We start from the raw sequence: 24,029 nt of genomic DNA, 5'->3' as shown, positions 1-24,029 counted from the left end.
TTGCTTATAAAAAAGCATTGATTGCCGGTTCTTTTTGTTTACCCTAAAAATACTTTATGGATATTTGTTCTGCTCTTACTTTCTTACAGAAGAAAATTAAGAAATAGGGTAATGTTGTTCAATTATTAATAAACGTGAGATTTCAAAGCTAATTCATTGTATTATTGGCAATAATTCCTAACTTTGCGCAGTTATAAATAGTAGGGATTACTTATGAGTCCAATGAATTTTACTCACATTCTGACACAAGCTGTTGATGAGCTTTCGGAAAGCGAATCATATAAGGGATTGATGCATCAGCATAAAGATGGAGAGCCACTTCCTTCTGCCAAGATTCTTCAAGATATTATAGAGCTTTCGCGTGCGATTCTTTTTCCAGGTTATTTTGGAAACTCAACGGTGAATAGCCGCACTATCAATTATCATATCGGAGTAAATATTGAAAAGCTTTTTGGTTTGCTTACCAAGCAAATAATGGCAGGTTTATGTTTTGGTGCTTCAGAAGAATGTACAGAGGATACTGAATCTAAACAGGCAAAAGCTGCAGATTTAGCTGCTAAGCTTATTGGACTATTCCCTCAGTTACGCCGTACTTTGGCAACTGATGTTGAAGCTGCTTATAATGGAGACCCAGCGGCGCAAAGCTTTGGAGAAGTAATTTGCTGCTATCCTGCTATTAAAGCCATTACAAATTACAGAATCGCTCATGAATTGTTGAAACTTGAAGTTCCTTTAATTCCTCGTATCATTACAGAAATGGCTCATTCTGAAACAGGAATTGATATACATCCCGGAGCGCAGATTGGATCTTATTTTACTATAGACCACGGAACGGGTGTTGTAATTGGTGCAACCAGTATCATTGGCAATAATGTAAAGCTCTATCAGGGTGTAACTCTTGGTGCTAAAAGCTTCCCACTCGATAATGATGGTAATCCTATCAAAGGAATTCCACGTCATCCAATTCTTGAAGATGATGTTATTGTATACTCTAACGCTACTATTCTGGGACGTATAATTGTTGGAAAAGGGGCTACTGTTGGAGGTAATATATGGGTAACTGAAGATGTTCCGCCGGGAGCAAGACTGGTACAAACAAAAGCAAAAAAATAAATTTTAAAAATAATATATGCAATTTGAACTTATAGCAAAAACTTTCCAAGGGCTGGAAGAAGTCTTAGCTGAAGAATTAACTAATTTAGGAGCAAATGATGTACAGATTGGCAGACGTATGGTCTCCTTCTCTGGTGATAAAGAAATGATGTATCGTGCAAATTTTTGTTTGCGTACAGCGATTCGTATTTTAAAACCTATCAAACACTTTAACGCTAAGGATGCTGATGAGGTATACAATCAGATTAAAAAAATTAATTGGGAAGAGTACCTTGATGCAGATAAAACTTTTGCTGTAGATGCAGTTGTTTTTAGCGAAGAGTTTCGTCATTCAAAGTTTGTAGCGTACAAAGTAAAAGATGCTATTGTAGACTATTTCAAAGATTTAAATGGCAAACGCCCTTCCGTACGTATTAACAAGCCTGATGTTCTTTTGAATATTCATATTGCACAAAATAAATGTACCCTTTCATTAGACTCTTCTGGTGAATCTCTTCATCGTAGAGGTTATCGTCAGGAAGCTGTTGAAGCTCCATTAAACGAAGTGCTTGCAGCGGGAATGATTTTGATGACAGGCTGGCATGGACAATGTGATTTAATTGACCCAATGTGTGGATCAGGAACTATTCCTATTGAAGCTGCACTTATTGCCCGTAATATTGCACCGGGTGTTTTCCGCAAAGAATTTGCATTCGAAAGATGGAAAGACTTTGATCAGGAAATGTTTGATAATATCTATAATGATGATTCTCAGGAGCGTGAGTTCGATCATAAAATATTTGGTTACGATAATAACCCTCAGGCACATGAGATTGCAATCAATAATGTAAAGGCTGCAGGTTTGTCTAAGGAAATTATTTTGAAATTACAGCCTTTCCAACAATTTGAAAAGCCAAAGGAAAAATCGGTTATAGTTATGAATCCTCCTTATGGTGAACGTATCTCTACTCGTGATTTATTGGGATTGTATCAAATGATTGGCGAACGCCTGAAACATGCCTTTACTGATCAGGACGCATGGATTTTAAGTTATCGTGAAGAATGTTTTGATCAGATTGGATTGAAGCCATCTCGCAAAATTCCACTTTTCAATGGATCTTTGGAATGTGAATTCCGCAAATACCAGATCTTTGGAGGAAAATATAAAGATTTCAAGAAAGAAAAAGCATATTAAAGATGAAAAAATTAATGATGGCCTTGGGTGCAACATTGTTTTTATCTGCTGGAACTATGGCTCAGAATTTGAAAGAATTCACTATAGATGATTTAATTCCGGGAGGTGCTACTTATGCTCAGCATCTTCCTGAGAATATTTATGGTTTGCAATGGTGGGGTGATATTTGTATAAAGCCGGATATAGATAAACTTGTTTCTATTGATCCTGCCAACAAAATGAAAGAAACCACGATCGTAACCCTGGAACAGGTTAATAAGTTGTTAGGAGATCAGAAGCTAGGAAAGATCAGTCATTTTTATTCAGTTTCTTTTCCCTTTCCTGAAAAGAAAATCATGAAAATTGATTTGCCCCAGAAGAGTGTTTTTTATGATTTTGGGATGCAGAAAATAACTAATGTTATTAATGTAAAAGAGAAAGCTGCGAATAACGATTATTGCAAAGAAAATAATGCAGTAGCTTATACCATTGATAATAACCTCTATATTGCTGATTCAAAAGGACAGAATATCCAGATTACTCATGAACCAAAAGGCGTTGTTTGTGGACAAAGCGTTCACCGTAATGAGTTTGGAATTTCAAAAGGTACTTTCTGGTCACCAAAAGGAAATTTATTAGCTTTCTACAGAATGGATGAACGGATGGTTGCCGATTATCCTTTTGTAGATATAGATACACGTATTGCTACAGTGAAACCTGGAAAATATCCAATGGCGGGAATGACTAGTCAAGAAGTGACTATTGGAATATATAATGTAGCTACAGGAAAGACTATATATCTCAATGCTGGCAATCCTAAAGATCGTTATTTTACCAATATAGCTTGGAGTCCGGATGAAAAGACTCTTTATTATATTGAATTAAATCGTGATCAGAATCACTCTCAACTTTTCTCTTATAATGTAGAAAGTGGAAATAAGGAGAAGATGTTGATTGAAGAGAGTAGCCCGAAATATGTAGAACCACAGCATCCTATATTATTTCTAAAAGGGGATAATACTAAGTTTATTTATCAAAGTCAGAGAGATGGCTTTAATCATTTATACTTATATAATATAGATGGTAAACTTATAAAGCAGTTGACAAAAGGCAATTGGTTAGTGAAGGATATTCTTGGATTTGATGCAAAAGGAGACAATATTTATATTTCATCAACCGAAGCAAGTCCATTGGAAGCTCAAACATATAAAGTTAATCTGAAAACAGGTAAACGTACGAGAATTACTCCGGCTGCCGGAACTCATACAACACTGCTTTCGGCTTCAGGAAAATATGTAATCGATAGATATGTATCCACCACTACTCCTCGTTGTATTGATCTTATTGATGTAACTAAAGGAAAGGTGAATAATTTGCTTACAGCAAGTAATCCTTATGATGGATACAAAACTCCAACTATTGAGATGGGAACAATCAAGGCTGATGATGGGGTAACCGATCTTTATTATCGCTTGATAAAACCTGTTGATTTTGATCCTTCAAAGAAATATCCAACCGTTATTTATGTATATGGTGGTCCTCATGCTCAGGTCGTAAACAACACTTGGCTTGGTGGAGCGCGTGGCTGGGAAATCTATATGGCAAGCAAAGGCTATGTGATGTTCAGCATAGATAATCACGGAAGCGAAAATCGTGGTCTGGAATTTGAACAGGCAACTTTCCGTCACTTGGGTGTAGTTGAAGCTAAAGATCAGATGAAAGGTGTTGAATTCCTGAAGACTCTTCCATTTGTTGATGCAAATAGAATTGGAGTTCACGGATGGAGCTTTGGTGGATTTATGACAACGAATCTAATGTTACGTTATCCGGATACATTCAAGGTTGGCGTAGCAGGTGGACCTGTTATTGACTGGAGTTATTATGAAGTTATGTATGGTGAACGTTATATGGATACACCTGAAACAAATCCGGAAGGTTACAAAGATTCTAATATGAAACTCAAGGCAGGTAACCTGAAAGGACATCTGTTGGTAATTCATGGAGGAGTAGATCCTACTTGTGTTCCTCAGCATACTTATTCTTTTATGAAAGCTTGCATTGAAGCTGGTACTTATCCGGATTTATTTATCTATCCGGGACATGAACATGGTGTTGTAGGTAAAGACCGTGTACATTTAAATAATAAAATGACTCAGTATTTTGATGAGTTTCTTAAATAAATAATACAATACAACTATGAAATTATTATTATTAGGTTCGGGTGGAAGAGAACATGCATTAGCATGGAAAATAGCGCAGAGCCCAAAGATAGAAAAATTGTATATTGCTCCGGGAAATGCAGGAACGGGCAGTGTAGGAGAAAATGTTAATATTAAGGCGGATGATTTTTCTTCTATCAAAGCTTTTGTTCTTGACAATAATATAAATATGGTCGTAGTTGGCCCTGAAGATCCTCTTGTAAAGGGAATCTATGATTATTTTCAGAAAGATTCTGAATTAAATAAGATACCGGTAATAGGACCTTCACAAAAAGGTGCAACATTGGAAGGTAGCAAAGAATTTGCTAAAGCATTTATGATGCGTCATAATATTCCAACTGCTGGCTATAAGAGTATAACATCTGCTAATTTGCAGGAAGGTCTTGATTTCCTTGAAACATTGGAAGCTCCTTATGTATTGAAGGCTGATGGACTTTGCGCTGGAAAAGGTGTACTTATTTTGCCTACTTTGGAAGAAGCAAAAAAGGAACTGCAAGAGATGCTTAGTGGAATGTTTGGCGATGCCAGTGCAACTGTTGTTATTGAAGAATTCCTTAGCGGTATTGAATGTTCTGTTTTTGTCCTTTCAGACGGTAAAAACTATAAAGTACTTCCGGTAGCTAAAGATTATAAACGTATTGGCGAAGGTGATAAAGGATTAAATACCGGTGGTATGGGTTCTGTTACTCCAGTTCCATTTGCTGATGCTGCCTGGATGAAGAAAGTAGACGAGCGAATTATTCGTCCAACAGTAGAGGGCTTAGCTCAGGAAGGAATCGATTATAAAGGTTTTATATTCTTAGGACTGATAAATGTGAAAGGTGAACCAATGGTCATTGAATATAATGTTCGTATGGGAGATCCTGAAACAGAATCTGTGATGCTTCGTGTGAAGAGTGACCTTGTAGAACTTTTTGAAGGAGTAGCTGCTGGCAATCTTGATGAAAAAGTATTGGAAGAAGATCCTCGTACTGCTGTTAGTGTAATGTTGGTTTCTGGTGGTTATCCTGAGCATTATGATAAAGGATTCCCGATTAGTGGACTAGACCAGGTTAAAGATAGCATTGTATTCCATGCTGGAACTACTATGAAAGATGGTCAGGTTGTTACCAATGGTGGTCGTGTTTTGGCAATCAGCTCTTATGGCAATAATAAAGATGAAGCCTTGGCACAATCATTCTCTGCTGCTAAACTAATCGATTTTGAAAAGAAGTATTTCCGTTCAGATATTGGATTTGATTTATAAATATAGATGATAAGAAAAAGTATACAACATAGAATAACGACAGGTAAAATTACTTTGCCTGTCGTTATGTTATTGTCTGTTATGATCTGGCTTGGGGTTTATTTTATTAAACCTGTAGCAGTGTTTTCTCATTCTTCGTCACCGGTCTGGCAGATGCTGGAGCCTTTTTTTCTGGGCAAGTCTATAAGTTTATTAATAAACTTCGTTTTTTATGCTTTTATTAGTTATCTATTAATTGAGCTTAATAATACTTTTGGTATTATACGCCTTAGAGCTTCAATCCAGACCTCTTTTTACTTGATAGTTATTGCTGCCTGTCCCGAGTTGTATCCGTTGCATGTTGGAACGGCATCAACGCTTTTCATGGTAATATCTATCTATTTTCTTTTTAAGTCCTATCAGCAGGCAAATCCTTCAGGTAATGTTTTTTACTCCTGGATGTTTTTAGGATTAAGTGGTTTAATTCTTCCTCAGTTATTATATCTGGCTCCTTTTTATCTTATTGCTGCTTACAACTTTCAATCATTAAATCCTAGAAGTTTCTTTGCCGGATTATTAGGTATTATGTTTCCTTTTTGGTTTTTGGCAGGATATGCGTTTACATTTAATCATTTGGAGATGATTTATCATCCTTTCCAAACACTTATTACTTTTGAACCTGTTAATCTTTTAGTTTTAAAGGGTTGGCAGATGGCGACTATAAGTTATATTATTTTGCTATTTATTGTCGGTGTGGCTAATAGTTTAATAAACGGGTGGCAAGATAAAATACGTACAAGAGCATATTTAAATTTTTTCTCCCTAATAGGAACTTGTTTGCTTGTACTATTAATACTTCAGCCACAACATTTCGTGACAGTATTTCCTTTATTATTGGTTTGTTTCAGTTTCCTTGCTGGCCACTTTTTTGCTTTGACAAAGAGTCGCAGCTCAAACATATTCTTTATTGTTTCTTTAATAGGATTAGCAACTCTTCTTATATATAATTTATGGATGCTATAATAGCTACAGTTCAGCAGTTTCTTATAGATATGGGATATCCGGGACTGTTTGTCTCTGCTATGCTTGCGGGAAGTATTATACCTTTTAGCTCTGAAATAGTGCTTGTCGTACTTATAAAATTGGGTTTCGATCCTTTATATTCTGTAGTCTGGGCTTCATTGGGAAATACAGCCGGTGGAATGTCTTGCTACTATATTGGATATTTAGGCAAAATAGAATGGGCCGAAAAATATTTCAAAGTAAAGCATGAGAAGATTTTAAAGATGCAAAAGTTTCTTCAGGGAAAAGGTGCCATGATGGCATTTTTTGCTTTCTTGCCAACTATAGGAGAAGTTATTTCTATGGCGCTGGGCTTTATGCGCAGTAATATTCTTCTTACTACTACTTCTATGTTTGTAGGTAAATTAGTTCGTTATATATTTGTAGTATATTGTATGTTATATGCAGTTGACGGTTTTCTGTCAATGATACATAATTTATAATTGATTATTTTCTTGTTTTGTGGCTCTTAATATTTCTCTTTTCCCCGGAGGGCCAGGCAATCTTTCCACTTTAAATCCAGAAGTTTGAAGCATTCTTCTTACTACTCCTTTTGCGCAATATGTCATTAGTATACCGTTATTGCTCATAGAAGCATATATAGCATCAAATAAATCTTGACTCCACATTTCAGGTTGCTTTTCTGGTGCAAATGCATCAAAATAGACAACATCATAAGAGATGGACTGATTGTCTATACTTCCTAATTTCCACTTTGAAGATTCATTGGCTTGAGATATCTGAGTAAAATCGATGTTGACTTTCAATAAAGAGAAATCAGCTGAGATTTTGCACAGCTTATTCCATTCAGCGCGGTGTAAGTCAAAATAAAGATTTGAAAACTCCGGATATATGATACTGGGATAATTCAGTTGCTCTATTACTTCCTGAGATAATGGATATAGTTCAAGACTTGTATAGACAGTTTGTTTTTGCAGTTTCTGTGTTTCAACCAATGTAAGAAAAGCATTCAATCCTGTTCCAAAACCAATTTCCAGTACGTTTACAGGAGAGGCAGAACTTTCTTTGAAACCATAGTTTATATAGATATGTTCTGCTTCAGTTTTTGCTCCGTTTACAGAGTGATAATGCTCATTCATCGACGGAACAAAAAGTGTATGGCTCCCATCTGCCGTAAGTTCTATCTCGGATAAAAGTGATTTTTGTTTTGTTTCCATTATTTATTTGGACCCCTTGTTTTGCCAACAAAGGTAAGGAATTTCATCTTACTATCAATATTTATAATTACTTTTGCAAAGTACGGATTAAAACGAAATTATGAATAAAATACTTATTGCACTATCTTTATTAATCAGTATTAGCTTTATCGGATGTACAAATAAAAAAGAGTCTGGTAAAAGAATATTAACTGTTACTATTGAGCCACAGCGTTATTTTACAGAGCAAATAGCTGGAGATAAATATTCTGTTATAAGCATGGTGCCTAAAGGAACCAGCCCCGAGAGTTACGACCCAACTCCTGCCCAATTGGTTTCTCTTGGTAAAAGTGAAGCCTATCTTCGCATCGGTTATATAGGTTTTGAGCTGGTTTGGTTTAGTCGTTTGATGGAGAATGCACCTCAGATGCGTCCTTTTGATACATCAACAGGCATAAAACTAGTATTTGGGACCCATCACCATGATAGTGAAGATGGTCATCATCACTCTTCTAATGAGGCTGATCCTCATATCTGGAATTCAACAATTAATGCACAAATTATAGCAGATAATACTTGTAAAGCTCTATGTTCTTTGGATAAAGAAAACAAATCTTATTATATCCAGAGATGTAATAAGCTAAAACAAGAGATAAAAGCTGTTGATGATACACTTCGAACAATATTAAAAGGAGCTGATAAATCGTTTATGATTTACCATCCTGCTCTGTCTTACTTTGCACGCGATTATGGATTGCATCAGATTTCTATTGAAGCCGGAGGAAAAGAGCCTTCACCTTCACAGTTGAAAGAACTGATGCAGACATGCAAAAAAGAGGGAGTACGGGTTATCTTTGTGCAGGAAGAGTTCGATAAGAGTAATGCAGAATTAATAGCCAAAGAAACCGGAACAAAGATTGTGCGCATTAATCCTCTTTCTTATGATTGGAAAGGAGAAATGATTAGAATAGCCCAAGCATTGAAACGATGAACAAGATTATTGAAATAGAACACCTGTTTGCTAGTTATGATAATAAAACAGTGTTGCGTGATGTAAACCTGAATGTTTATGAGCGTGATTTCTTAGGCATCATAGGACCAAACGGCGGAGGGAAAACCACATTAATTAAACTTATTCTGGGCTTGCTGAAGCCGGAAAGTGGAGAAATCCGTTTTCTACGTGACGGGAAACCGGTAGATAACTTGTCGATGGGATATTTACCTCAGTATAGTGCTATAGATAAGAAATTCCCGATATCTGTATATGATGTAATTCTTTCGGGTTTAAGCCGGAAAAAGTCTCTGATTAAGAAATTCTCGGATGAGCACCATGCACAGGTTGAGGAAATTATTACTCACATGGGATTGCAAGGGCTTGAGAAAAAAACTATCGGTCAGTTGTCCGGCGGACAGCTTCAACGTGTTTTGCTGGCACGAGCTATTGTTTCTAATCCCGAGATTGTAATTCTTGACGAGCCAAATACTTATATTGATAAGCGTTTTGAGAGCCGTCTTTATGAAACTCTCTCCGAAATAAATAAAGAGCGGGCAATCATCTTGGTTTCTCATGATATTGGTACAGTTATCAGTAACGTAAAAACAATAGCATGTGTGAATGAAACACTCGATTATCATCCCGATTCAGAGGTCTCTGCAGAATGGTTGGAAGAGAAGTTTGAATGTCCTATTGAGTTGTTGGGACATGGTGAACTTCCTCACCGCATCATAAAGAATCACCATCACGAAGAACAGAAGTAAAAATTTTAATGTTTATAATCATTAAAAAGATGAAAATAGTTAAACTTTGAACTTCCTAAAAGACTGAAAACAAGCGTTACTTGCATATTTTTAATTAAAGTTTTCTATCTTTGCCGCGCGTATGTAACAATATAAACATATTTTTAATGAAACAGTACAAGTTAGTGAACAACCTGACGGGTTGGTTTGCATTTGCTATTGCAGCCGTTGTCTATTGCCTGACAATAGAACCCACAGCCAGTTTCTGGGATTGTGGAGAGTTTATTACTTCAAGTTATAAACTGGAAGTAGGGCATCCTCCCGGTGCACCTTTCTTTATGCTGACAGCTAATTTCTTTACTCAATTCGTTAGCGATCCGGCAATGGTAGCCAGGATGGTTAATACGATGTCGGCTTTGATGAGTGCTGCTTGTATTATGTTTCTTTTCTGGACAATTACCCACTTAACAAGAAAGCTTGTTTTAAAAGATGGTGAAGAACCAAAGCTTAGCCAGCTTATTACCATTATGGGCAGTGGTCTTGTGGGAGCTTTAGTATATACGTTTTCAGATACTTTCTGGTTCAGTGCTGTAGAAGGTGAAGTTTATGCTTATTCTTCTTTGTTCACTGCTGTTGTATTCTGGTTAATATTGAAATGGGAAGATGTGGCCGATGAGCCTCATTCTGATCGCTGGCTTGTTCTGATTGCATATCTTACCGGATTGTCTATCGGTGTGCACTTGCTTAACTTGCTCTGTATACCGGCAATTGCACTTGTTTACTACTTCAAGAAACATCCTAATGCTAATGCAAAAGGTTCTTTGCTTGCATTAGTAGGTTCAATGGCCTTGATCGGTATTGTGCTTTATGGTATTGTTCCAGGTTTTGTAAAAGTAGGAGGATGGTTTGAACTCTTGTTTGTAAACGATTTCGGATTACCATTTAACACAGGACTTATTATTTATATTATTATTCTTTTAGCTGCTATTTTCTGGGGGATATATGAATCTTATGTAGAAAAGAGTGATAAAAAGATGAAGTTGTCATTCCTGCTGACTGTTGCGCTTTTAGGAATTCCTTTCTATGGTCACGGCACAAGTAGTGTTGTGATTGGTGCAATTGTGTTAGCTGTTTTGGCAATTTACTTGTTTGCTGAGTTTATCAATAAGAAATATCAGATTAGTGCACGTACATTGAATACTTCTTTGCTTTGCATTATGATGATTATGGTTGGATATTCATCTTATGCATTGATCGTTATTCGTTCAACTGCCAATACACCGATGGATCAGAACTCTCCTGAAGATATCTTCACTTTGGGAAGTTACTTGGGACGTGAACAATATGGTACCCGACCTCTTTTCTATGGCCCAGCTTATTCATCCAAAGTAAAATTGGAAGAGAAAGATGGCTATTGTTCTCCGGTCGTTGAAGAAGGTGCTCCAATCTATATCAGAAAAGAAAAAGCTTCTCCAAACGAAAAAGACCAATATGTTACAGCAGGTAACCAGCAAGACTATGTTTATGCTCAGAACATGTTGTTCCCTCGTATGTATAGTTCTGCACACGAAGCTCAATATAAGAACTGGATGAATATTGAAGGATATGATGTTCCTTATGATCAGTGCGGCGAAATGGTTACTGTTAACATGCCTACACAGCTGGAGAACATAAAATTCTTCTTCTCATACCAGATGAACTTTATGTATTGGCGTTACTTTATGTGGAACTTTGCCGGAAGACAGAATGATATTCAAGGTTCAGGGGAAATTGAACATGGTAACTGGATAACCGGTATTCCTTTTATTGATAATGCTTTGGTTGGAGATCAGTCTTTGTTGCCTGATGATCTTGCTAACAACAGAGGACATAATGTTTACTACTGTCTTCCATTGTTGCTGGGTATAATCGGAATTATATTCCAGGCTTATCGCGGACAAAAAGGCATTCAGGGATTCTGGGCTGTATTCTTCTTGTTCTTTATGACTGGTATAGCCATTGTTGTATATCTGAATCAAACTCCAAGTCAGCCTCGTGAGCGAGATTATGCTTATGCCGGCTCATTCTATGCGTATGCAATATGGATTGGTATGGGTGTTGCCGGATTAGTAAGGTTGTTAAATAAGAAACTGGGCGAAACTCCATCTGCTGTTATTGCATCAATAGCTTGTTTGATTGTGCCAATTCAGATGGCTGGCCAGACATGGGATGACCATGACCGCTCTGATCGTTATGCTTGTCGTGACATTGGTCAGAACTATTTGAACTCTTGTCAGACTAAAGGTAACCCGATAATCTTTACCAATGGTGATAACGATACTTTCCCATTGTGGTATAATCAGGAAACAGAAGGATTCCGTACCGATGTTCGTGTTTGTAACTTAAGCTATTTGCAGACAGACTGGTATATTGACCAAATGAAACGTCCGGCTTATAACTCTCCATCAGTTCCTATTACATGGAACCGTTTGGAATACGTTACCGGTGTGAACGAATATATCCAGGTTCGTCCGGAAGTGAAAGAAACAATTCTTGCTCTTTATAAGAGTAACCCGGCTGAAGCTAAAAAGAATTTTGGTGAAAACCCATTCGAATTAAAGAACATTCTTAAACATTGGGTACGTTCAGATAAGGAAGAATTTAAGATTATCCCTACAGATAGTATAGTTATCAAGCTTGATAAGGAGGCTATTAAACGTTCGGGCATGATGATTCCTGATTCATTGAATGGAGTTATTCCAGATTATATGACTCTTTCATTAAAGGGTAAACGTGGAATCAGTAAGTCGGAATTGATGATGCTTGAGATGATTGCTGAATGTAACTGGGAACGCCCTGTTTATATGGCAATATCTGTTGGATCAGAAAATCACCTTTGTTTCTCAGATAATTTCTGTCAGGAAGGTCTTGCTTACCGTATTACTCCGTTTAATACAGCTAAACTTGGTGCTCGCATGGATAGCGAGAAGATGTATAATAACATCATGAACAAGTTTAAATGGGGCGGAATGGATAATCCTAAAGTTTATCTTGACGAAAATGTACTGAGAATGTGTTACTCGCACCGTAGATTGTTCTCTCAGCTTGCTCTTCAACTTGTTAATCAAGGCAAGAAAGATAAAGCTTTGAAATTGCTAGATTATGGAAGTAAGGTTATTCCTACTGCTTCTGTTCCTCACGATTTCCAAAGTGGATCAATGGAAATGGCTAAAGCCTACTTTGCACTTGGACAGAAACAGAAAGCAGAGAAGATTCTTACCGATTTGTTCACCAAGTCCAGCCAATATGTAAGATGGTACTTGAGTATGAATAACTCACAACTTGCGGCAAGTAATCAGGAATGCGTTTATAATTTATATATTCTGGACGAAACAAATAAATTGCTTAAAGCATATAAATCGTCTTTATTGCCAGATTACTCAAAGAAATTTGAAGCACTTTATGCTTCTTATTCAATGAGAACTGGTGCAAAATAGTGGAATAAAAAAAGATGTTTATTGAACAACCCCCAAAGTTAATAAGGGCTCTTTATCCGGGGGCTATTTGGAGAATGGATCCGAAAGAGAAAGCTGTTTATCTCACTTTCGATGATGGACCCATTCCCGAAATAACTCCCTGGGTATTAGATTTATTAGATAAGTACGGAATTAAAGCTACCTTCTTTCTGGTAGGAGATAATGTGCGCAAGCACCCTGAAGAGTTTAAAATGCTTCTTGAACGTGGTCATCGTGTAGGGAATCATACATTTAATCATATCAGGGGATTTGGATTTCTCACGAAGAATTATCTGGCCAATACTGATAAGGCAAATGAGATGATTAAGTCAGATCTTTTTCGCCCGCCACACGGCCACATGAGAGCTGCTCAGTATTATGTTCTCAGGAAGAAGTATAAAATAATAATGTGGGATTTGGTAACTCGTGATTATAGTAATAAACTAAATGGCGAGCAGGTTTTCGAAAAGGTGAAGCATTATGTGCGTAATGGTTCCATTATAACCTTTCACGATTCGCTGAAGTCCGAAGAAAACATGAAGTATGCTTTACCTCGTTCTATAGAATGGTTACTTGAGCAAGGCTATCAGTTTAAGTTATTATAATGGATAAAGAAGTACTTTCTCAACAAATAAAAGCCGAAGCATTACGCCTCGGCTTTTCTGCTTGTGGTATTGCTCGTGCAGATGCCGTAGGAGAGAGTATGGCTTATTTGGAACAATGGCTTGCAGATGGTAATCAGGCAGGAATGGTGTACATGAACAATCACTTTGATAAACGATGTGATCCACGCTTGCTGGTAGAAGGAACTAAAAGCATTGTCTCTGTTGCGCTAAATTATTACCCTTCGCGCAAACTGAGAGAAGAACAACTGCAGTTTGCTTATTATGCCTATGGAAAAGATTATCATGAGGTAATGAAAGCCAAGCTTACAGAACTGTTTACCTTCATTAATGAATACTTGACACCGGTCAACGGGAGAGTTTTCTGTGATACAGCACCCGTTCTTGATCGTTACTGGGCGCAAAAAGCCGGTCTTGGATGGATTGGAAAGAACACTCAGCTGATTATTCCTAGTGCGGGTTCCTATTTCTTTTTGGGTGAAATCTTTCTGGATATTGAGCTTGATTATGATTCCCCAATACAGAGCAAATGCGGTAATTGCACCCGCTGTCTGGATGCATGTCCTGTGAAGGCTTTAGAAAAGCCATTTCTCCTTAACTCCAATCGTTGCATATCTTACCTGACTATTGAACATAAAGGCGAAATAGAGCCTGGAATAGCCCCGAAAATGGGTAATCATCTGTATGGTTGTGACGATTGCCAGAAATGCTGTCCTTGGAATCGATTTGCTTCTCCTCATCAGATTGCAGATTTTGAACCTTCTGACGCGCTTCTTTCTATGGAAGAAGAAGACTGGAAGGCTTTGACTGTAGAGCAATATCGTGTTTTATTCAAAGGTTCTGCCGTAAAACGTGCAAAGTATGACGGCCTTATGCGGAATCTAAAGGCTATCTTGCCGGATGAATGATTGTTCTGCTTTTCGGGTTTCACCTAAATTCCCCGATTATATCTGATCGTTTCTCAATTGTATTCTTTCCAAATCAGTTTCTCACTACTCTAATTTATTAAACAATAACGGGATCTTTGTTGATTACCGGTGTAATCTTTTAAGCGACCTGCACAACTCGCGAAAGTGAGCTGCGCAACTCGCTTTAACAGCCTGCGCAACTCGCAGAATCGACCTGCGCAGGTCGCTAAATAGTATTCAGGGAATATTTGAAATAATCCAGCCGGAAAATAAAAAAACTGCCCTGAGTATTCAGAACAGTTTTCCTGTATTATAAATCAGTATGCTTTATTTAACTGTTACAGTTAGCGGAGTGCGTACTTTTTGTGCAAATTCATCTACGTACTTAAACCAGTCGGCCGATGAGTTGAAACCCCATTTGCTCCATCCTGCACCGAAGTAGTACATGAATTCAGAGCCCGGTTCATAATCGCTTATTGCAGTTACATGTCCTTCTGCTCCATCTTTAATTTTAGAAGCTTCTGCTCCTTTAAAAGGCATAAACTTAGCTTCCTTTACATTAGCAGGGAAAACAGCACCTACATAAATTTGTCCGTTAACCGGGTCTTTAGGGTCTGCGTAAGCAATATAACCTTTTTGAGCAGACATTTTATAATCATTGCTTCCGGTGTGAACTACAATACCGCTAGCCAAAGGCATAACTGCATTGACTTTACTGAAAGTAAGATTTACCTTGTTTAGTTGTGAGCCTGCATCAAGAGAGATAATACGTGTTTCGATAACTGAATTTCCTTTGATGTTAAGTGGATTATAAACCAACTTTACAGTAAAACGTAGCGGTCCGTTATCCAGAACTTCCTGTGTTTTGTAGCAATAAGGATACACCATTTCACCATCTACAAGGAAAGCAGAAGTTCCCGCTCCAAGTGTAGGACCAACTTTATAATAATCCAGTCCGTTTCCGTGATCAAAGTGATAAGAAGTTCTCTCTCTTAATGCCTTTGAAGCTGCAGGGTCTGTTATTGCCAACCTTTTTATTTCGGCATTAGTGCTATCGTCAAGTTCCATAGCATATCTGTTTTCAACAACAAGGTCGTTTGTCCTTTTTACCCAAATGTCATATCCAAAAGCTTTTTCGCCGGTTGCCTGAAGAGCCGGACCGTAAGTACGGAATGCGATACGATCGTTTTCCCACGCTACATCATCTACACGTTCAGGAAATTGTTTTCCGAAAGTAAGCGTGTTGAATGTTTCAGGAACTCCGGTCTTTATGGTATATACTTCAGAAGATTTAGCCTTAACGGTTGAAGGGAAAATCAGCTTAGCGTCATAAGTAATCTGATAAGGAACTTGCTGATCGTTCTTATCCAGAACTATAACCTGAGCTGTATCTGCAAGATGTAACTTAGTGCTGATTTCGGCCATTGAAACCTCTACCATTTCTTTATTTCTATCAAGCGAAGAAACATTAGTTACCTTTACATTAATATTCTTGCTGCTTGAGCAAGAAGCAGCCGCAAATGCTGCAAATAATAAAAAGATTGTCTTTTTCATTATGTTTGCTTATACTATAAAACGAACGTGCCGATGAATCTCTTTTCAGAGGTACACCGGCACATTGGTATTATATTGTTAATTATTGAGGTTGTTTACCAATATAAGCCAGAATACCACCATCTACATAAAGAACATGTCCGTTTACGAAGTCAGAAGCATCAGAAGCCAAGAATACAGCTGGACCTTCCAAATCTTCAGGAGTTCCCCAACGAGCAGCTGGAGTTTTAGCAATAATGAAAGAATCGAAAGGATGACGAGAACCGTCAGCTTGCTTTTCTCTCAATGGAGCAGTTTGTGGAGTTGCGATATAACCTGGGCCGATACCATTACATTGAATATTGAATTCACCATATTCAGAAGCAATGTTACGAGTTAACATCTTCAAACCACCCTTAGCAGCTGCATAAGCAGATACTGTTTCGCGGCCAAGTTCACTCATCATAGAGCAGATGTTGATAATTTTACCGTGACCTTTTTTGATCATTGAAGGAATAACTGCCTTTGATACGATGAATGGGCCATTCAAGTCAATATCAATAACCTGACGGAAATCCTTAGCACTCATTTCAATCATTGGAATACGTTTGATGATACCTGCGTTGTTAACAAGGATATCAATAACACCAACTTCTTTTTCAATCTGAGCTACCATAGCGTTTACTCCGTCTTCGTCAGTAACATCACACACATAACCGTGAGCTTTGATACCTTCTGCAGCGTAAGCGGCAATACCTTTATCAACCAATTCTTGTTTGATATCGTTGAATACAACTGTTGCTCCTGCTTTTGCGTAAGCTGTAGCAATAGCGAAACCAATTCCGTAAGAAGCACCTGTTACAAGTGCAACTTTACCTTCTAATGAAAAATTTGCCATTGATTTATATGATTTTATGTTTTTTGAGTAATTATTTCAAATCTGTGATTGCTGAGAAATCCTGATCACCATAATCTAGATTCTCACCTCCCATACCCCAGATAAATGTGTAGTTGTGTGTTGCGGCGGCAGAGTGAATTGACCATTCTGGAGAAAGAACAGCTTGATCGCCCTTCATCCAGATGTGACGAGTTTCGTCTACTTCACCCATAAAGTGGCATACAGCCTGATCTTCTGGAACTTCAAAATAGAAGTAAGCTTCCATACGACGAGAGTGAACGTGTGCTGGCATTGTGTTCCATACGCTTCCCGGAGCAAGCTCAGTCATACCCATCTGAATCTGGCAAGTAGGCAATACCTGGTTTACAATCATCTTATTGATATTACGGTGATTTGATCCTTCAAGAGATCCCATTTCTGCAACTACCGCATCTCCCTTAGTAACTTTCTTATCAGGATAGTTTCTATGAGCTGTTAATGAGTTGAAGTAGAATTTAGCAGGATTCTTTTCGTCTTTACTTTCGAAAGTAACTTCACGGTCGCCCGATCCTAAGTAAAGAGCTTCTTTGAAATCTAATTCAAACTGAGCATCTCCAACTTTTACAATACCAGGACCTCCTACATTGAACATACCAATTTCGCGGTTACGAAGGAATATTGGTTGTTTCAATGGATCGATAGCTTCTAGTTTTAAAACTTCACCAACAGGCATTGCACCACCAACAACCATGCGGTCGTACATTGAATATACCATATTTACTTCGTTTGCAGTAAATACTTTTTCGATCAGAAAATCTCTGCGAATTCTTTTTGTGTCATAGCTCTTAGCATCTTCAGGATGCGCAGCATAACGAATCTCATAATTTGTCTTCATCTTTTATATGGATTTTAGTAGTTTGTATAATTGGCTACATTGCAAAGTTACTAAAATGATTATTCTTAATGTGGTAAAATTGATCCAATTATATGTCATTTTTGTTCCATTTCATGTAAATATTGCTTTTGACTGATAATTAGATACGTTTGAATAGATTATTCTACCTAGTGGAGGGGAATAAAAAAAGTCTCAATTATCATTTGATAATTAAGACTCTTTTCTGTTGTCTCACAAAGATTCGAACTTTGACTGACAGAACCAAAAACTGTAGTGCTACCATTACACCATGAGACAAACTTTATAGCTTTCCTTAAAAAGCGATGCAAAGATAGCTGAATTGGCTGTATCTTCCAAACTTTTTAAGATATTTTTTATTTTGCGATAATCAGGTAATAGTTCTTTTTTCCTTTCTGAACTAGTAAGTACTTGCTGTCCAATAGATTCTCTGTATTGATCACTTCGTCAAAGGCTGCAAGCTTTTCTTTGTTCAATGATACTCCACCGCCTTGAACCAGTTTGCGCATTTCGCCTTTTGATGGAAATACTGCAGCGTTCTCAGTAAATAAGTCTACGGCTTTTATTCCTTGAGAAAGCAGTTCTTTAGATACTTCAAATTGAGGAACACCTTCAAATACTGCAAGAAGAGTATCTTCATCCAGTTTCTTTAAAGCGTCAGATGTTGCATTACCAAACAATATGTTTGAAGCATCAACAGCTGCATTGTAATCTTCTTCGGAGTGAACCATGATAGTTACCTCTTTAGCTAAACGCTTTTGAAGTGTACGCAAATGAGGAGCTGCAGAGTGCTCTGCAATTAATGAATCAATTTCTTCTTTTTCCAAAGATGTGAATATTCTGATGTATTTAGCCGCGTCGTCATCACTTACATTCAACCAGAATTGATAGAATTTGTAAGGAGAAGTATATTTCGCATCCAACCAAACGTTACCTGATTCGGTTTTTCCAAACTTACCGCCATCCGCTTTTGTGATTAAAGGACAAGTTAAAGCGTAAGCTTCTCCTCCTACCTTTCGGCGAATTAATTCTGTTCCGGTAGTAATATTACCCCATTGATCAGACCCACCCATTTGTAGTTTGCATCCTTTGGCTTCGTAAAGGTGAAGGAAGTCATATCCTTGCAATAGCTGATAAGTGAATTCTGTGAAAGACATTCCGGCGCTTGATTCGCTGCTAAGTCTCTTCTTTACAGAATCTTTAGACATCATATAGTTTACTGTGATGTGCTTTCCAATTTCTCTTGCAAAATCAAGGAAAGAAAAGTCTTTCATCCAGTCGTAATTGTTCACTAGTTCGGCAGCATTAGATGCAGCTGAATCGAAATCAAGGAATTTAGCCAATTGTTTTTTGATGCATTCCTGATTATGGCGCAAAGTTTCTTCGTTAAGTAGATTTCTTTCTGCAGATTTTCCGGAAGGGTCACCGATCATACCTGTAGCACCACCTACCAAAGCTAATGGTTTGTGTCCGCAACGTTGGAAGTGACGCAGCATCATTATACCACACAAGTGGCCAATGTGTAATGAATCAGCAGTTGGATCAATACCTAAATAAGCAGTAACTTGTTCCTTTGCTAATAACTCTTCTGTGCCGGGCATCATATCGTGCACCATTCCACGCCATTTTAATTCTTCTACAAAATTCATCGAATGATTCTTTTATTTATTATTTATGATTACAAAAGTACGACTCTTTATTTGAACAAGCAAAACTTATTGATTAAAAAAGAGCCTTGAGATGTTTTGCTGAACTTTGGTAATTAATTGTTCAACAGGAAGTGAGAGGCTTTTGGCTGCAGCTTCAAAGATTTCAGTAATTGTCTTGTTGCTTTCGTCTGTTTCTAAAAGGAGATGGTCTAAAGGAATGCTGGTCATTGCGCTTTCCTGATATTTTTCTCCAAACGAAAGATAGATGTCGTGAGCAATTAATTGTTCTGCAAGTTCTTTTTTGCCTCTGAATCCGTGAAATATCCAGGGAGATTTGGGGTTGTATTTCTTTTTTAGCTGTATAATCTCATTTGATGTCTTCACCGAATGGATAATAAGTGGCTTCCCAAGTTCCTCCGATAGTTTGATTTGCCACCCGAACACCTCTTCCTGAAAAGATAATTCTACAGGAATCATTTTGTCTAGTCCGGCTTCACCAATAGCAATAATTTGGGGATGAGAGCTGATCTCTTTAAGATATTCAAATTCGCTTTTAACGCCGGCATTGATATTCCAGGGATGAATACCTACAGAGTAATATCCTCCTTCGAGCGGTGAAAAAGCAGAAGGCAAGCAACTGAATATATGCTGTGAAGGATTGCTTTTACTGGAATGAGTATGTATATCTAAAATATCCATAGATAAGATTACGGAACCGGGTCGAAGCCGGAGCCACCCCATGGATGGCAGCGCAAAATTCTTCTGATAGCCAGATATAGTCCTTTAAAAGGCCCATGTTTCTTTATAGCTTCTATGGCATATTGCGAACATGTAGGCATAAATCGGCAAGAGGCAGGAGTCATTGGAGAAATGCATGCCCTGTAGAAGTAGATAGGCAGTAAAAGAATATACGAAAGTATTTTTTTCATTGTATCTTCTCTATAATCTTATTCAGAATCTTTTTTATTGTTTCCTCAATTGCTTCTGTTGGTTGTATTTCATTGCTCAAGTAGATAAAAGCGATGGCTAATCCATTCTCTTTCTCCTTTAAAACATTCAATAGCTCGTGTTTGTTTTTTCTGTAGCCTTCTCTTATCTGCCGTTTTACTTTGTTTCTTTTTACAGCGCGCTTGAATCTTTTCTTTGGAACGCTTATAAGTATGGAAGCTAAAGCGTACTCTTTCTTTTCCACAGGCATATATACAACTCGTAAGGGATATGCAGAGAATGATTTATTATTCCCCGAAAACAATTCATCAATTGTGTTTTTGCTGTTTAATCGTTCAGCTTTATTTAGTCCGTTACTTTGTATATCCATGTTCTATAAAAAACGCCGAGAGTTTTGATTCGCAAAGTTACAACTTTGTGAATACAAAACTCTCGGAATTGAATTATTAATTAATAATTGAATTTACTTCTTTTCTCCCTTGTTCGTTTCCTTGATGAAATTATCAAGAGCTGCAGTCATTGAAGGGGCATTTACTGTTGGTGCCTCTAAGTCAAGACGTAATCCAGCATCACGAACAGCTTTTGCTGTAGTAGGGCCAAAGCATCCAATCTTAATATCTTTTTGATCAAAATCAGGGAAGTTCTTCATCAGAGAAGATATTCCTGATGGGCTAAAGAATACCAGCATATCGTAATCAAATTCTTCACCTTCCTGGAAGTCATTGCTTACAGTGCGATACATTACGGCTTCCGTGTGATTGATCTTGTTTTTATCAAGAAGGTTTTTTAGTTCATCGTTATGCACATCAGACATCGGAACAAGAAACTTCTCTGTATTATGCTTTACGATTGAGGGAACCAGATCGTCAATTTTTCCTGTTGCACCGAAAAATATTTTTCTCTTGCGGTACTGCACATATTTCTGTATGTAAAGAGCTACAGCTTCTGTTATACAGAAATACTTCATTGTTTCAGGAATCGTTATACGAAGCTCAGAACAAAGACTAAAAAAGTGGTCTATTGCATGACGTGATGTAAAAATCACGGCAGTGTGGTCTAATATAGACACTTTTTGTTGCCTAAACTCTTTTGAAGATACACTTTCGACCTTAATAAAAGGGCGGAAATCAATCTTAACACCGTATTTCTCAGCAATGTCGTAATATGGCGACTTCTCTGAGGCTGGTTTAGGCTGCGATACGAGTACTTTCTTTATTTTCAAAATCCTAAAGTTTTAATTCCAATATGATATTTGTTTGTAATAGTCCCTGAACCAAAAGGATGCAGGGCAAAATTTCAAGCGCACAAAAGTACACAATTAAATACAAAAGACCATACAAATTGCTGAAAAAAAGCTTTAACCATTTGCAGAACATGAGTATTTTAGCAATTATTATCAGAATAAAACCTATTATTAGAATTGTTGATGCTGATAATTCAGAATATACCATCAATAAAATTAATGGAAAAGTGCAAATACCAAGGTAATTTATAATGGTTGAATAAGACTCTAACCAGGATGATGTTATATTTTTATCAAAGAAAATCCATCCCAGGAACTTATAAATAATCCATTTTAAGGCATAATATGTTACACATACTGCCGTATATGTACCTAATAATATATAAATGGAACTTCTTTCGAATTGAGAAGGATTATAATCATGAAAATAATTAAAGATAAAGATGCCTAATAAAATGCAGGTTTGTATCCGGAGCATTATTCTGTGGCGAAGCTCGGAAGCTGTTCCTCTTCCAAAAGGGTCTGATTGATCTTTTCTGCTGAAAAGACTCTTTGCTTGTTCGATAAGGCTCTTTTTACCAAATGCAAATACATATGCTGTTATGATAAAACAAAGTAACAAAAGCCCTGTAATAACATCATCTGTTCGCAGGCGATATGGTATTGCTATGCCACTAAATCCTGATGGTTGATGCCCTAATGATGTCCATTTTATTGAGTCTCCCGGAATAAAATGGTTCTTATAAAACAGAGGCATTGATGCTACAGAATCTTCCTTTGCTTTACTAATTGTATCGCTTTTCTCAGTAAGCGATTTCTTAATTGAATCGTTTTGAATAATAGGGAATAAAATCTGACTGTTGGCCGGAGGCTGAGTGTTTGTTGAAGTCTGACTTCCATCAACTGATTTGTTCTGAACCTGATTATTTGCCGCAGTAGCAGTTGAAGCTTGTGACTTATTGGGAACCTGAGATGATAATTTGGTTTGAGCATTAGCTGTATTTCCTGTATTTACCTTGCTCTGAGGTTTAGTCACAGCTGTATTCAGAGGCTTTGCAGAAGTCTGTGTTTGTGTCTGGACTTTAGCGGGGGCCTGAGTCTGAGTTACAACCTGAGGTTTTTGGATGCTATCGTTTAACTCAATTATCATATTGCTGCAAACTTGCGTATTTCTTTATCCCATTTCGGGGTGGTGAAAAGTAAATTTACAGCTTCTTCAGGAGTACTGGCAACGCTCCATATTGCGGCATGCTGCGGACGCATAAAGTTTTGCTCAACGGCTTCGTTAAGTTGTGCCAATAGCGGGTCAAAGAAATTGTTCACGTTTAGAATAACAATCGGATTAAAGTATAACCCCAATTGCTTCCAGGTGATAATTTCCAAAAGTTCTTCCAATGTACCACATCCTCCCGGCAGGGCTATTATACCATCAGAAAGATCTGCCATTAACTTTTTGCGTTCGTGCATTGAATCCACTTCCACTAGTTTTGTCAGTCCTTTGTGATGCCAGTTCTGTTCCACCATAAAGCGTGGGATAACACCAATAACCTGTCCGCCTGCCTGAAGTGAACCATCGGCAACCGCTCTCATTAATCCAATACTTCCTGCACCATTTATCAGACGAATATCTTTTTGAGCCAGGAGTTGACCTAGTTTGGTTGCTGCATTGAAATATGTCTGATCAATTTTAGTACTCGAAGCACTATATACACATACTGAATTAATGTTATTCATCCTTGTAGTCAGTTTTACAATTCGCCGCAAAATTAATCATTTCTTTTTGTATTATGGCTCTTATAACAGGGAATTATGTTATTTAAGGAATCGTTTAGATTTTACAAATAGTGTATGTCTGATAATTGTGTTCATTGGATTATTTCGTGAATGGACATTGATGTTGCGGAAAAACTATCCCTGTTTTTTGTTATTATAGGGGGTGAAACCAATTTTTCCGCAGCTTATAATCAATTAGTTAACTCAAAAAGTAAAACGTATTGTCAGAAAATAACCTTATGTTTTGTATCCTTTTGCAGTATATGCGAGTTAAAAAGTGTTTAATGATTGAATTATAACTGTTTAAAGTGTAATAAATTCTGATTTCTAATTAAAAATGGCTTGTGCTGATGCCTGTTTTTCATTTTTTATGTAGCTGTTTAGTAGATGTTTTTTGTCTCT

Annotated in this window: 21 protein-coding genes and 1 pseudogene; 11 read left to right on the top strand and 11 right to left on the bottom strand. The window is 37.3% G+C overall.

Annotation, left to right across the window (positions count from 1 at the left end; translation table 11 throughout):
• The first annotated feature begins 213 nt into the window (after nt 1-213).
• The 6 genes and pseudogenes from epsC (at nt 214) to BUC21_RS06280 (ending at nt 7,215) form a co-directional block, all read left to right on the top strand.
• A complete protein-coding gene (gene epsC, locus BUC21_RS06305; protein ID WP_073400332.1) occupies nt 214-1,113 on the top strand; it encodes a serine O-acetyltransferase EpsC in 900 nt (299 codons plus the stop codon).
• Between the two features lie 16 nt (nt 1,114-1,129).
• Nucleotides 1,130-2,278 (top strand): annotated as a pseudogene (locus BUC21_RS06300) (THUMP domain-containing class I SAM-dependent RNA methyltransferase); the annotation flags it as partial.
• Between the two features lie 11 nt (nt 2,279-2,289).
• A complete protein-coding gene (locus BUC21_RS06295) occupies nt 2,290-4,446 on the top strand; it encodes a S9 family peptidase (RefSeq protein WP_073400330.1) in 2,157 nt (718 codons plus the stop codon).
• A gap of 16 nt (nt 4,447-4,462) precedes the next feature.
• A complete protein-coding gene (gene purD, locus BUC21_RS06290) occupies nt 4,463-5,731 on the top strand; it encodes a phosphoribosylamine--glycine ligase (protein ID WP_073400328.1) in 1,269 nt (422 codons plus the stop codon).
• A 6-nt stretch (nt 5,732-5,737) separates the two neighbouring features.
• A complete protein-coding gene (locus tag BUC21_RS06285; protein ID WP_073400326.1) occupies nt 5,738-6,733 on the top strand; it encodes a hypothetical protein in 996 nt (331 codons plus the stop codon).
• Nucleotides 6,721-7,215: a YqaA family protein gene (locus BUC21_RS06280; protein WP_073400324.1), complete on the top strand. Its 495-nt coding sequence runs from the start codon at nt 6,721-6,723 to the stop codon at nt 7,213-7,215. Before BUC21_RS06285 ends, BUC21_RS06280 begins: the two co-directional genes overlap by 13 nt.
• On the opposite strand, the gene mnmD is transcribed toward BUC21_RS06280, so the two are convergent.
• Nucleotides 7,210-7,950: a tRNA (5-methylaminomethyl-2-thiouridine)(34)-methyltransferase MnmC2 gene (gene mnmD, locus BUC21_RS06275; RefSeq protein ID WP_073400322.1), complete on the bottom strand. Its 741-nt coding sequence runs from the start codon at nt 7,948-7,950 to the stop codon at nt 7,210-7,212. The two genes, BUC21_RS06280 and mnmD, sit on opposite strands and share 6 nt — an antisense overlap.
• Nucleotides 7,951-8,050: 100 nt before the next feature.
• Here mnmD and BUC21_RS06270 point away from each other — a divergent pair, with 100 nt between their 5' ends.
• From BUC21_RS06270 to queG, 5 genes are all read left to right on the top strand, one after another.
• Nucleotides 8,051-8,920, top strand: a complete 870-nt coding sequence (locus BUC21_RS06270; RefSeq protein ID WP_073400319.1) for a metal ABC transporter solute-binding protein, Zn/Mn family — start codon at nt 8,051-8,053, stop codon at nt 8,918-8,920.
• On the top strand, nt 8,917-9,687 hold the full coding sequence (locus BUC21_RS06265) for a metal ABC transporter ATP-binding protein (RefSeq protein ID WP_073400317.1): 771 nt from the start codon (nt 8,917-8,919) through the stop codon (nt 9,685-9,687). The genes BUC21_RS06270 and BUC21_RS06265 overlap by 4 nt, the downstream gene beginning before the upstream one ends.
• A 146-nt stretch (nt 9,688-9,833) precedes the next feature.
• Nucleotides 9,834-13,142: a glycosyltransferase family 117 protein gene (locus tag BUC21_RS06260; protein ID WP_073400315.1), complete on the top strand. Its 3,309-nt coding sequence runs from the start codon at nt 9,834-9,836 to the stop codon at nt 13,140-13,142.
• A 14-nt stretch (nt 13,143-13,156) separates the two neighbouring features.
• On the top strand, nt 13,157-13,765 hold the full coding sequence (locus BUC21_RS06255) for a polysaccharide deacetylase family protein (RefSeq protein ID WP_073400313.1): 609 nt from the start codon (nt 13,157-13,159) through the stop codon (nt 13,763-13,765).
• Nucleotides 13,765-14,691, top strand: a complete 927-nt coding sequence (gene queG / locus BUC21_RS06250; protein ID WP_073400311.1) for a tRNA epoxyqueuosine(34) reductase QueG — start codon at nt 13,765-13,767, stop codon at nt 14,689-14,691. The genes BUC21_RS06255 and queG overlap by 1 nt, the downstream gene beginning before the upstream one ends.
• A 327-nt stretch (nt 14,692-15,018) precedes the next feature.
• Here the strand turns inward: queG and BUC21_RS06245 are convergent, their stop codons facing one another.
• The 10 genes from BUC21_RS06245 to BUC21_RS06200 form a co-directional block, all read right to left on the bottom strand.
• On the bottom strand, nt 15,019-16,245 hold the full coding sequence (locus tag BUC21_RS06245; protein ID WP_073400309.1) for a DUF4861 domain-containing protein: 1,227 nt from the start codon (nt 16,243-16,245) through the stop codon (nt 15,019-15,021).
• Between the two features lie 82 nt (nt 16,246-16,327).
• On the bottom strand, nt 16,328-17,122 hold the full coding sequence (locus BUC21_RS06240; RefSeq protein ID WP_073400307.1) for a gluconate 5-dehydrogenase: 795 nt from the start codon (nt 17,120-17,122) through the stop codon (nt 16,328-16,330).
• A 31-nt stretch (nt 17,123-17,153) separates the two neighbouring features.
• Nucleotides 17,154-17,996, bottom strand: a complete 843-nt coding sequence (gene kduI, locus BUC21_RS06235) for a 5-dehydro-4-deoxy-D-glucuronate isomerase (RefSeq protein WP_073400305.1) — start codon at nt 17,994-17,996, stop codon at nt 17,154-17,156.
• Between the two features lie 374 nt (nt 17,997-18,370).
• Nucleotides 18,371-19,663 carry a tyrosine--tRNA ligase gene (gene tyrS, locus BUC21_RS06230; protein ID WP_073400303.1) on the bottom strand — a complete coding sequence of 431 codons (1,293 nt, stop codon included), beginning with the start codon at nt 19,661-19,663 and terminating at the stop codon, nt 18,371-18,373.
• A 66-nt stretch (nt 19,664-19,729) separates the two neighbouring features.
• Nucleotides 19,730-20,362 (bottom strand): TatD family hydrolase, encoded by a 633-nt coding sequence (locus BUC21_RS06225; protein WP_073400300.1) that lies wholly within the window; start codon nt 20,360-20,362, stop codon nt 19,730-19,732.
• A gap of 8 nt (nt 20,363-20,370) precedes the next feature.
• Complete coding sequence (gene yidD / locus BUC21_RS06220; RefSeq protein ID WP_073400298.1) at nt 20,371-20,592, bottom strand: membrane protein insertion efficiency factor YidD; 222 nt, start codon at nt 20,590-20,592, stop codon at nt 20,371-20,373.
• Nucleotides 20,589-20,981 (bottom strand): ribonuclease P protein component, encoded by a 393-nt coding sequence (gene rnpA, locus BUC21_RS06215; RefSeq protein ID WP_073400295.1) that lies wholly within the window; start codon nt 20,979-20,981, stop codon nt 20,589-20,591. Before rnpA ends, yidD begins: the two co-directional genes overlap by 4 nt.
• Nucleotides 20,982-21,074: 93 nt before the next feature.
• Nucleotides 21,075-21,833 carry a uroporphyrinogen-III synthase gene (locus tag BUC21_RS06210; RefSeq protein ID WP_073400293.1) on the bottom strand — a complete coding sequence of 253 codons (759 nt, stop codon included), beginning with the start codon at nt 21,831-21,833 and terminating at the stop codon, nt 21,075-21,077.
• A gap of 4 nt (nt 21,834-21,837) precedes the next feature.
• A complete protein-coding gene (locus tag BUC21_RS06205) occupies nt 21,838-23,004 on the bottom strand; it encodes a DUF4271 domain-containing protein (RefSeq protein ID WP_245797071.1) in 1,167 nt (388 codons plus the stop codon).
• Nucleotides 23,001-23,588, bottom strand: coding sequence for an LOG family protein (locus BUC21_RS06200; RefSeq protein WP_073400292.1), 588 nt, complete (start codon nt 23,586-23,588; stop codon nt 23,001-23,003). Before BUC21_RS06200 ends, BUC21_RS06205 begins: the two co-directional genes overlap by 4 nt.
• Between the last annotated feature and the right edge of the window lie 441 nt (nt 23,589-24,029).

It is taken from the genome of Bacteroides luti, assembly GCF_900128905.1.
GTDB classification, from domain to species: Bacteria; Bacteroidota; Bacteroidia; order Bacteroidales; family Bacteroidaceae; genus Bacteroides; species Bacteroides luti.
The sequence above is the reverse complement of the archived record's forward strand: the minus strand, read 5'-3'. Positions and strand labels throughout refer to the sequence as shown.

What these genes read in the sequence shown, in the direction of transcription:
- epsC (WP_073400332.1), top strand. Translation starts at nt 214, where the DNA reads ATGAGTCCAATGAATTTTACTCACATTCTGACACAAGCTGTTGATGAG.
- BUC21_RS06295 (WP_073400330.1), top strand. Translation starts at nt 2,290, where the DNA reads ATGAAAAAATTAATGATGGCCTTGGGTGCAACATTGTTTTTATCTGCT.
- purD (WP_073400328.1), top strand. Translation starts at nt 4,463, where the DNA reads ATGAAATTATTATTATTAGGTTCGGGTGGAAGAGAACATGCATTAGCA.
- BUC21_RS06285 (WP_073400326.1), top strand. Translation starts at nt 5,738, where the DNA reads ATGATAAGAAAAAGTATACAACATAGAATAACGACAGGTAAAATTACT.
- BUC21_RS06280 (WP_073400324.1), top strand. Translation starts at nt 6,721, where the DNA reads ATGGATGCTATAATAGCTACAGTTCAGCAGTTTCTTATAGATATGGGA.
- mnmD (WP_073400322.1), bottom strand. Translation starts at nt 7,950, where the DNA reads ATGGAAACAAAACAAAAATCACTTTTATCCGAGATAGAACTTACGGCA.
- BUC21_RS06270 (WP_073400319.1), top strand. Translation starts at nt 8,051, where the DNA reads ATGAATAAAATACTTATTGCACTATCTTTATTAATCAGTATTAGCTTT.
- BUC21_RS06265 (WP_073400317.1), top strand. Translation starts at nt 8,917, where the DNA reads ATGAACAAGATTATTGAAATAGAACACCTGTTTGCTAGTTATGATAAT.
- BUC21_RS06260 (WP_073400315.1), top strand. Translation starts at nt 9,834, where the DNA reads ATGAAACAGTACAAGTTAGTGAACAACCTGACGGGTTGGTTTGCATTT.
- BUC21_RS06255 (WP_073400313.1), top strand. Translation starts at nt 13,157, where the DNA reads ATGTTTATTGAACAACCCCCAAAGTTAATAAGGGCTCTTTATCCGGGG.
- queG (WP_073400311.1), top strand. Translation starts at nt 13,765, where the DNA reads ATGGATAAAGAAGTACTTTCTCAACAAATAAAAGCCGAAGCATTACGC.
- BUC21_RS06245 (WP_073400309.1), bottom strand. Translation starts at nt 16,245, where the DNA reads ATGAAAAAGACAATCTTTTTATTATTTGCAGCATTTGCGGCTGCTTCT.
- BUC21_RS06240 (WP_073400307.1), bottom strand. Translation starts at nt 17,122, where the DNA reads ATGGCAAATTTTTCATTAGAAGGTAAAGTTGCACTTGTAACAGGTGCT.
- kduI (WP_073400305.1), bottom strand. Translation starts at nt 17,996, where the DNA reads ATGAAGACAAATTATGAGATTCGTTATGCTGCGCATCCTGAAGATGCT.
- tyrS (WP_073400303.1), bottom strand. Translation starts at nt 19,663, where the DNA reads ATGAATTTTGTAGAAGAATTAAAATGGCGTGGAATGGTGCACGATATG.
- BUC21_RS06225 (WP_073400300.1), bottom strand. Translation starts at nt 20,362, where the DNA reads ATGGATATTTTAGATATACATACTCATTCCAGTAAAAGCAATCCTTCA.
- yidD (WP_073400298.1), bottom strand. Translation starts at nt 20,592, where the DNA reads ATGAAAAAAATACTTTCGTATATTCTTTTACTGCCTATCTACTTCTAC.
- rnpA (WP_073400295.1), bottom strand. Translation starts at nt 20,981, where the DNA reads ATGGATATACAAAGTAACGGACTAAATAAAGCTGAACGATTAAACAGC.
- BUC21_RS06205 (WP_245797071.1), bottom strand. Translation starts at nt 23,004, where the DNA reads ATGATAATTGAGTTAAACGATAGCATCCAAAAACCTCAGGTTGTAACT.
- BUC21_RS06200 (WP_073400292.1), bottom strand. Translation starts at nt 23,588, where the DNA reads ATGAATAACATTAATTCAGTATGTGTATATAGTGCTTCGAGTACTAAA.